We start from the raw sequence: 6,745 nt of genomic DNA, 5'->3' as shown, positions 1-6,745 counted from the left end.
CTAGAAGCCAGCCCTGGCTCCCTCAGATCGCATGAACAACATGGTTGCTCTCTCTTTGAGAGAGGGAGGGGCCCAAGCGAAGCTTGGGAGGGTGAGTGGTTACGCCGTCAGCCGGCGTGCCGGCACATGGATCCAAGCAGCGCCAGAAGCGTCCTCGGGCTTCGCCTACCCACTCACCCTCCCACGCCTGCGGCGCGGGCCCCTCCCTCTCTCTATGAGAGAGGGCTTCCTTGTGCCCGCTCCCCACCCTTCCCGGTCATTCGGAAAGTCCGCGTTCCCGCCGCTCACTCCGGCAGCAGCCCCAGCCGCTTGCCGATCACCCGGTCCAGGTTCCGCTTCGGCAGCACTTCGGTCATCAGCACCTGCAGCGGCGAGGGCGAGACGACGTAGCGGGTCTTGGGTTTGGGCGCGGTCAGGGCGGTGGCGATGGCCTCGCCGATGCGCTCCGGCGGCAGGCCGGACTTGCCCACCGACAGCATGTACTGGCGCAGGCGCTCCAGGGCGGGGGCGTAGGCGGTGTTGGCATAGCGGGCGGTATCGGTCTCGTCGGCCTTGTCCCAGATGGGCGTGGCCACCGCGCCCGGCGCGACCACCACCACGTCGACGCCGAACGGCAGCAGTTCGCGGCGCAGCGACTCCGACAGGCCCTCCAGCCCGAACTTGGTCGTGCAATAGGGGCCCATGAACGGATTGGCGTTGCGGCCGCCGACCGACGAGATGTTGACGATCCGGCCGGGGTTCGGAACGCGCGGGCCGCCGGCGCCGAGCAGCGGCGCGAAGGCCTGGGTGGCGATGACCACCCCGGTCAGGTTGACGTCCAGCTGCGTCTTCCATTCGTCCAGCGGCAGGTAGAGCAGGGGTCCGGCGACGGCGATGCCGGCGTTGTTGACGAGGCCCGCCAAGGTCGCCCCGCTCAGCGCCGCCTCGACCTGCTTGGCGGCGGCCGCGACGGCGGGGGCGTCGGTGACGTCGAAGATCAGCGGCGTGAACGCGTCGCCGAACTCGGCCTTCAGCCGGTCGGCGTCGGCCTGTTTGCGCACGCTGCCGAAGACGTGAAAGCCTTTGCCGACCAGCACCTTGACCGCGCCCCAGCCGATGCCGGTGGACACGCCGGTGATCACCACCGATTTCGCCCGCGCCATGTTCGCCCCTCCTTGAGAAGCGGCGAGGATGAGCGATCTGAACGGTGTTCGCTAGAGGCCGAGGAAGACGTCGGCGACGCGTTCGGCGCCCAGGCCGTCGCAGACTTTCGCGCTGGCGGTCGACAGCGCCGCGCGGGCCTCCGCGTCGGTCAGCAGCCCCTCGGCGGTGGCGACGAACCGGGTCTCGAAGTTCTGAGCCGCGACGTCCAGGCAGGGCGTGACCCCGGCGGCCTCCAGCGCGCGGGCGGCGGCGACCTGGTTGTCGGCCAGGATCAGGGTCAGGGCGGGCAGGGCCAGCACGCAGCGCTCCCAGGTGGTGGAGCCGCCGGCGCCGATCGCCAGGTCCGCGTCCAGAACGAGCTCCGGCATGTGCTGGGTGTCGACGTGCAACACGACGCGCCGGTCCTTCGCGGCCAGATCCCAGAGCGCCGGCAGGCTGGGCGCGCCGCCGCCGACCACCACGTCCAGCCGCGCCTCGCCGGCGATCGGGCGCAGCAGGTCGAGGACCCGTCCGGTGACGCCGCCCACGTCGGTCAGCCCCAGCGAGACCAGGATCCGCCGGACCGGACCGCGCTCGGCCCGGCGGGCCAGGGCGGCCGCGCGCAACTCGGCGAAGGCCGGCCGCACCGGTGCGTAGCGAGGGCCCAGAAGCAGGGTCGCGCCCTCGGGGACCAGGTCGGCATAGTCGGCGGCCGCGCGCGCCGGGCCGGAGTCCAGGACGAGGTCGGCGGCCAGCGGCCGGTCGGCCAGGTCGTCGATGACCAGCGTCGGACGGCCTCGGGCGACGGCGCGGTGGTCGTCCGCCGTCAGGGCGTAGCTGTCGAAGACCAGGGCGTCGGCGTCATCCTCGCGATCGGTGACGGGCATGTCCGGGCCGAAGGCCGCCAGCACCTGTTCGACCTCCGGCGAGGCGCGAAACGCGCAGGTCGCGCCGCGCGTCGCCAGCGCCCGGGCCAGGGTCAGCGAGCGCATCACATGGCCGCCGCCGACGCGGGGGCCCGCCGCGCAGACGAACAGGACCCTGGTCATACCCGCCGGTCGCCGCCGTAGTCGGCGAGGTCGGGGCGGCTTTTCACGAAGGCGCGGACATCGTCGGAGGTGAAGGCCCGGTCCTTCGGATAGAGCGCGTCATAGACCGCCGCGACGAAGGCGTAGTCGTCGGGCCGGTCGACGGTCCAGCGCACCGCGCCCTGGTCGGGCTCGCAGGCCAGCCAGGCGACCTTCCAGCGGTCGGGCTGGTTCCACAGGTCCCAGGTGACGTGCTCGAAGGCTTCCTTCGTGGTCGCCTCGGCGGCCGCGCGGCGCAGGGCGGCGGCGGTCATCACCTCGATGTCCGTGCCCTTGGGGTGGGCGCGGCCCTTGGGCGTGTTGTTGGCGTAGTCGGCGCCCTCGGCCAGGCAGAGGTCGATCGTGGCGTCGATCAGGCTCGGATCGGCCAGCGGGCAGTCGGCGGTCAGGCGCACGACGTGGTCGGCCGGATGGGCGTCCAGGGCGCCGATGAACCGCTGCTGGACGTTGTCGAGCGAGCCCCGGAACACCGCGATCCCCTCGCGGCGGACGGCGGCCTCGATGGCGTCGTCCTCGGGCCGGTCGGAGGTGGCCACCACGATCTTGTCGATGCGCCGGGCCCGCGCCACCCGCTCGATCTGCCGGACGATCATCGGCTGGCGGACCAGCGGCATCAGCACCTTGCCCGGCAGGCGGGTGGAGCTCATCCGGGCTTGCAGAATGGCGAGGATCATAGGCGGATATCGCGCTGGTTCGGCGTCGGCGACAAGCCCAGGCCGGGCGGCGGAAGGGATCGCCGCTTAACCCCGTGAAGACCGTTGAGAGAACGCGCTCGCGCGCGCAAGCGGAAAAATCAGGCTTTCGCCTTTGCCGCGCGTGAGGTTCTCGGCTTGGCGGCGGGCTTCGAAGCCGGATCCGCCGCCGTCTTCGTTCGAGGCTTTCGCGGCGGCTTCGGCGCCTTGGCGCCCTCGATCACGGGCTCTGGAACCTCCACCCCGATCCGCGCCAGCACCTCGCGGGCGGCGCGGTCGGTCTCGTTGACCGGCTCGTAGGTCCAGCCGTGGAACGCGCCGCCATAGGGCCGCGCCGCGCCCAGGCGCTCCAGTTCCTCGTGGAACAGGCGGAACTTCAGGCTGGCGCCGTCCATCTTCAGCACGAAAACCGGCTTGCCGGTCGACGCCGCCTCGGTGGCCATGTTGGTCGAGTCCTCGGTGACGAGGATGTAGTCGGCCGCCGCCAGGAAGGCGAAATAGGGGTTCGGACCCTCGCCGCTTCCGGCGCCATTCGGCCAGATCATGCCGGGCAGATGCCGCAGGCGGGCGGTCATCAGGGCGCGGGCCGGGTCGGGCGTGCGGCGCGAGAAGGTCATCAAGAGGCTGCCGCCGTCCTGCTCCAGCGGGATCTGGATCGAATGGGCGATCTGGGCGGCGCGCTCGCTGGAGAGGTCGAAGGCCTTGGACTTGCCGCCGACCAGCACCGCCACGCGCGGGCGGGGCAGGGCGTCGATGAGGTCCTTGAAGGCCTCGTACTCGGCCGCCAGCCGCTGGGGCGTCACCCGGTGCGGCGAGCCGGTGATGGCGAAGATGTTGTCGCCCGACATCCGGTCGTGCTTGGGCGGCACCACCAGGTCGAACATGGTCGCGGGGACGCGCGGATCCTGGATCTGGACGACGAAGGTCTTGCCGCCGGACCAGCGACGGGCGCGGATCGACAGGGGCAGGGTGGCGCGGCCGGCGGCGATCCAGAGGTCCGGCCAGTCGGCCTTGTTCCGCCCGGCGGGCAGATCGCTCTCGGGCGTCAGCCAGCGGCGGGGCGCCAGGTTCAGCCACCAGGGCAGGCGGCCGGTGTCGCCCTTCCAGCCGACGCGCTTGACGGTGACCTCGCACGGAACCAGGCGGGCGATCGCCTCGGACAGGCCGACCACCTGGGCCTCGATGCCGGCCCGGCCGTCGGACACGGCCCAGACCTTCAGCGGAGCCGGAGCGGGCGCATCTGTGGGAGCTTCGGCCAAGTCGTCGTCCCCGAACAACGCAAACGAAACAAGGCCGCGGGCGCGGCCTTGTTCCATTGGACCCGAGTTATGGCGTAGCTGTGGCGCGGGCGCGCCTTACAGCCACTCCACCTTGGTGATTTCGTAGGCCTTGACGCCGCCGGGCGTGTTGACCTCGACCACCTCGCCGACCTCCTTGCCGATCATCGCGCGCGACAGCGGCGACGACAGCGAGATGCGGCCCGACTTCACGTCGGCCTCGTGGTCGCCGACGATCTGGTAGCGCGCCTCTTCCTCGGTGTCCTCGTCGATGACCGAGACGGTGGCGCCGAACTTGATCTGCTTGCCCGAGAGCTTGGAAACGTCGATGACCTGGGCGCGGGCGATCTTGTCCTCGATCTCGGCGATCTGGCCCTCGATCCAGCCCTGGCGTTCCTTGGCGGCATGGTATTCGGCGTTTTCCGAAAGGTCGCCGTGCGAGCGCGCCTCCGCGATCGCGGCGATCACGGATGGCCGTTCCACGGTCTTCAAACGCTTCAGTTCTTCGTCGAGGGTTTGATAACCCCCGACGGTCATCGGCACTTTTTCCATTGCGGATTTTAGCTCGGACGCCTTGGAAGGAAGATCTTCCGGTCACGGGCGCGCGCAACCGGGGGCTGGGAGGATAGGGGTCCAGGTTCCGATACGCAAGGGGGCGGGCCGGGTGAGCCGCGCCCTGTCCCGCCGCGCCGGGCGGATCGGGCCGGAAAGGAGATCGCTGGTCGGTCCGGTCCTCGCGGACGGTTAATATCGCGAAACCGTGGCGCTTGGTCGCGGCCCCCGCGTCCGGCGACGGGTTCAACTCCAGCGGCAGCGCGTCGGGGATATCGGCCAGTTCAAACCCTGAAACGACAACTCTAAGTCACAAATGTTCAAGGCGCCGATCAAGGTCGAAAGGTCGGATACCAGGTTTGAGTTTCCGTCGCCCGGTCATTATGCGGTCCTTAATCATAAATCATCGATACGCGACCCGACAAAAGGAAATCTTTCTGTTCGAGGGTTGCGCTCCGTGTCTGTCAGCAATGCCAAGGTGCAAACGTTTTCTTCTCGGAAGCTGGAGCGCTTTATTACTCTGCTGATCGTGGGGTTGAGCGCCTTCTGCGTCATCGCCGCCCTGGGCGCCAGCGCGACCATGGAGGTCCAGCGTCGCGCGCGGGCCGCGGAGGCCGCGCGCGATGATCGCGTCCAGAGCCAGACGCTGGAGCTGTCGGTGCTGGCCAAGCAGATCCAGCTCGACGTGGTGCAGGTGCAGCAGTTCCTGACGGACGTTTCGGCCACCCGGGGCCAGAACGGGCTCGACGACGGCTGGGCCGAAGCGGCCAAGAACGCCGAGGCCTTCAAGGCCGACGTGGCGCGGGCCAGCGTCCTGGCCGACGCCCTGGGCGCGACGGAGCTGAAACAGGCCCTGGCCGAGGCGGACGCGGCCTTCCCCGCCTACTACCAGACCGGCCAGAAGATGGCGCACCGCTATGTCGACGGCGGCGCCGAGGCCGGCAACACGCTGATGGGCGAGTTCGACGCGACCAGCGAGACCCTGGCCGGCAAGATGGAGGCCGCGCGGGCGGCGATCGCTCGGCTGGAAAGCCGTCAGGGCGTCCAGGATCGGGCGCACGAGAAGGAGATCCTCGGCCAGCAGAAGCTCGCCATCGCCGTGGCCCTGGTCTTCGCGGCCCTGGCCTGCGTGCTGGGCGGCGCCGCGATCGTTCTGACCCGCACGCGCCTGCTGCGCCCGCTGGGGATCATCGGCGACTATATGGGCCGACTGGCCGAGGGCGATTACGAGCGCGAGCCGCCGTTCCGGAACCGCCAGGACGAGCTGGGCGCCATGGCCCGCACGATCGTCGTGTTCCGCAACGCCGCCCTCGAGCGTCGCCAATCGCGCCTCGAACAGGACGCGGCGCGGGCGGCGAGCGAGGCCGAGCGCGAGGCCAACGAGCAGGCGCGCGCGCGCTCCGACGCCGAGCGTCAGGCGGTCGTGCGCGAATTGGCGGCCGCGCTCGGGCGCCTGGCCGAGGGCGACCTGACCGCCAGCCTGCCCCAGCCGTTCCCGCCCGCCTACGAGGCGCTGCGCACCGACTTCAACGCCGCCCTGGCGCGCCTGTCGCAGACCCTGTCGGCGATCTCGAGCGGGGTTCAGGCCATGCGCGCCAGCTCCGAGGAGATCGCCTCGGCCGCCGACGACCTGTCGCGGCGCACCGAGCAGCAGGCCGCCAGCCTGGAGGAGACCGCCGCGTCGCTGGACCAGATTTCCTCGACCGTCGCCCGGGCCAACGAGGGCGCACGCGAGGCCGCGGCCGTGGTCAGCCAGGCCAAGGCCCAGGCCGAGACCTCGGGCCAGGTCGTCGCGCGCGCCGTCGCGGCGATGAGCGCCATCCAGGAGTCGTCGGACAAGATCGGCCAGATCATCGGGGTGATCGACGAGATCGCCTTCCAGACCAACCTCTTGGCCCTGAACGCCGGGGTCGAGGCGGCCCGCGCCGGCGAGAGCGGCAAGGGCTTCGCGGTCGTGGCCCAGGAGGTCCGGGCCCTGGCCCAGCGCTCGGCCGACGCGGCCAAGGAGATCAAG

Annotated in this window: 6 protein-coding genes and 1 pseudogene; 2 read left to right on the top strand and 5 right to left on the bottom strand. The window is 70.6% G+C overall.

The window, feature by feature from the left end; translation table 11 throughout:
- Positions 1–284: 284 nt before the first annotated feature.
- The 5 genes from Q0V34_RS20550 to greA form a co-directional block, all read right to left on the bottom strand.
- Positions 285–1,142 (bottom strand): SDR family NAD(P)-dependent oxidoreductase, encoded by an 858-nt coding sequence (locus tag Q0V34_RS20550; RefSeq protein WP_297516193.1) that lies wholly within the window; start codon positions 1,140–1,142, stop codon positions 285–287.
- Between the two features lie 51 nt (positions 1,143–1,193).
- The gene (gene pseG / locus Q0V34_RS20545; protein ID WP_297516190.1) at positions 1,194–2,171 is read right to left on the bottom strand and encodes a UDP-2,4-diacetamido-2,4,6-trideoxy-beta-L-altropyranose hydrolase; all 978 of its coding nucleotides are present in this window, start codon (positions 2,169–2,171) and stop codon (positions 1,194–1,196) included.
- On the bottom strand, positions 2,168–2,884 hold the full coding sequence (locus Q0V34_RS20540) for an NTP transferase domain-containing protein (protein WP_297516188.1): 717 nt from the start codon (positions 2,882–2,884) through the stop codon (positions 2,168–2,170). Before Q0V34_RS20540 ends, pseG begins: the two co-directional genes overlap by 4 nt.
- A 119-nt stretch (positions 2,885–3,003) precedes the next feature.
- Positions 3,004–4,161, bottom strand: coding sequence for a mitochondrial fission ELM1 family protein (locus Q0V34_RS20535; RefSeq protein WP_297516185.1), 1,158 nt, complete (start codon positions 4,159–4,161; stop codon positions 3,004–3,006).
- A 96-nt stretch (positions 4,162–4,257) separates the two neighbouring features.
- Entirely contained in the window at positions 4,258–4,731 is a 474-nt protein-coding gene (gene greA / locus Q0V34_RS20530) for a transcription elongation factor GreA (protein ID WP_297516182.1), read from the bottom strand.
- A 316-nt stretch (positions 4,732–5,047) separates the two neighbouring features.
- On the opposite strand from greA, the pseudogene Q0V34_RS20820 reads away from it, so the two are divergent.
- Both Q0V34_RS20820 and Q0V34_RS20520 read left to right on the top strand, forming a co-directional pair.
- A pseudogene (locus tag Q0V34_RS20820) lies at positions 5,048–6,022 on the top strand (HAMP domain-containing protein); the annotation flags it as partial.
- A 402-nt stretch (positions 6,023–6,424) separates the two neighbouring features.
- Positions 6,425–6,745 (top strand): methyl-accepting chemotaxis protein (locus tag Q0V34_RS20520; RefSeq protein WP_297516196.1); only part of this gene is annotated, 321 nt, incomplete at its 3' end.

Source organism: uncultured Caulobacter sp., from assembly GCF_947036865.1.
GTDB lineage: Bacteria > Pseudomonadota > Alphaproteobacteria > Caulobacterales > Caulobacteraceae > Caulobacter.
The sequence above is the reverse complement of the archived record's forward strand: the minus strand, read 5'-3'. Positions and strand labels throughout refer to the sequence as shown.

Bases quoted from the DNA above. Each gene is read 5' to 3' on its own strand.
- Q0V34_RS20550 (WP_297516193.1), bottom strand. From the start codon at position 1,142: ATGGCGCGGGCGAAATCGGTGGTGATCACCGGCGTGTCCACCGGCATC.
- pseG (WP_297516190.1), bottom strand. From the start codon at position 2,171: ATGACCAGGGTCCTGTTCGTCTGCGCGGCGGGCCCCCGCGTCGGCGGC.
- Q0V34_RS20540 (WP_297516188.1), bottom strand. From the start codon at position 2,884: ATGATCCTCGCCATTCTGCAAGCCCGGATGAGCTCCACCCGCCTGCCG.
- greA (WP_297516182.1), bottom strand. From the start codon at position 4,731: ATGGAAAAAGTGCCGATGACCGTCGGGGGTTATCAAACCCTCGACGAA.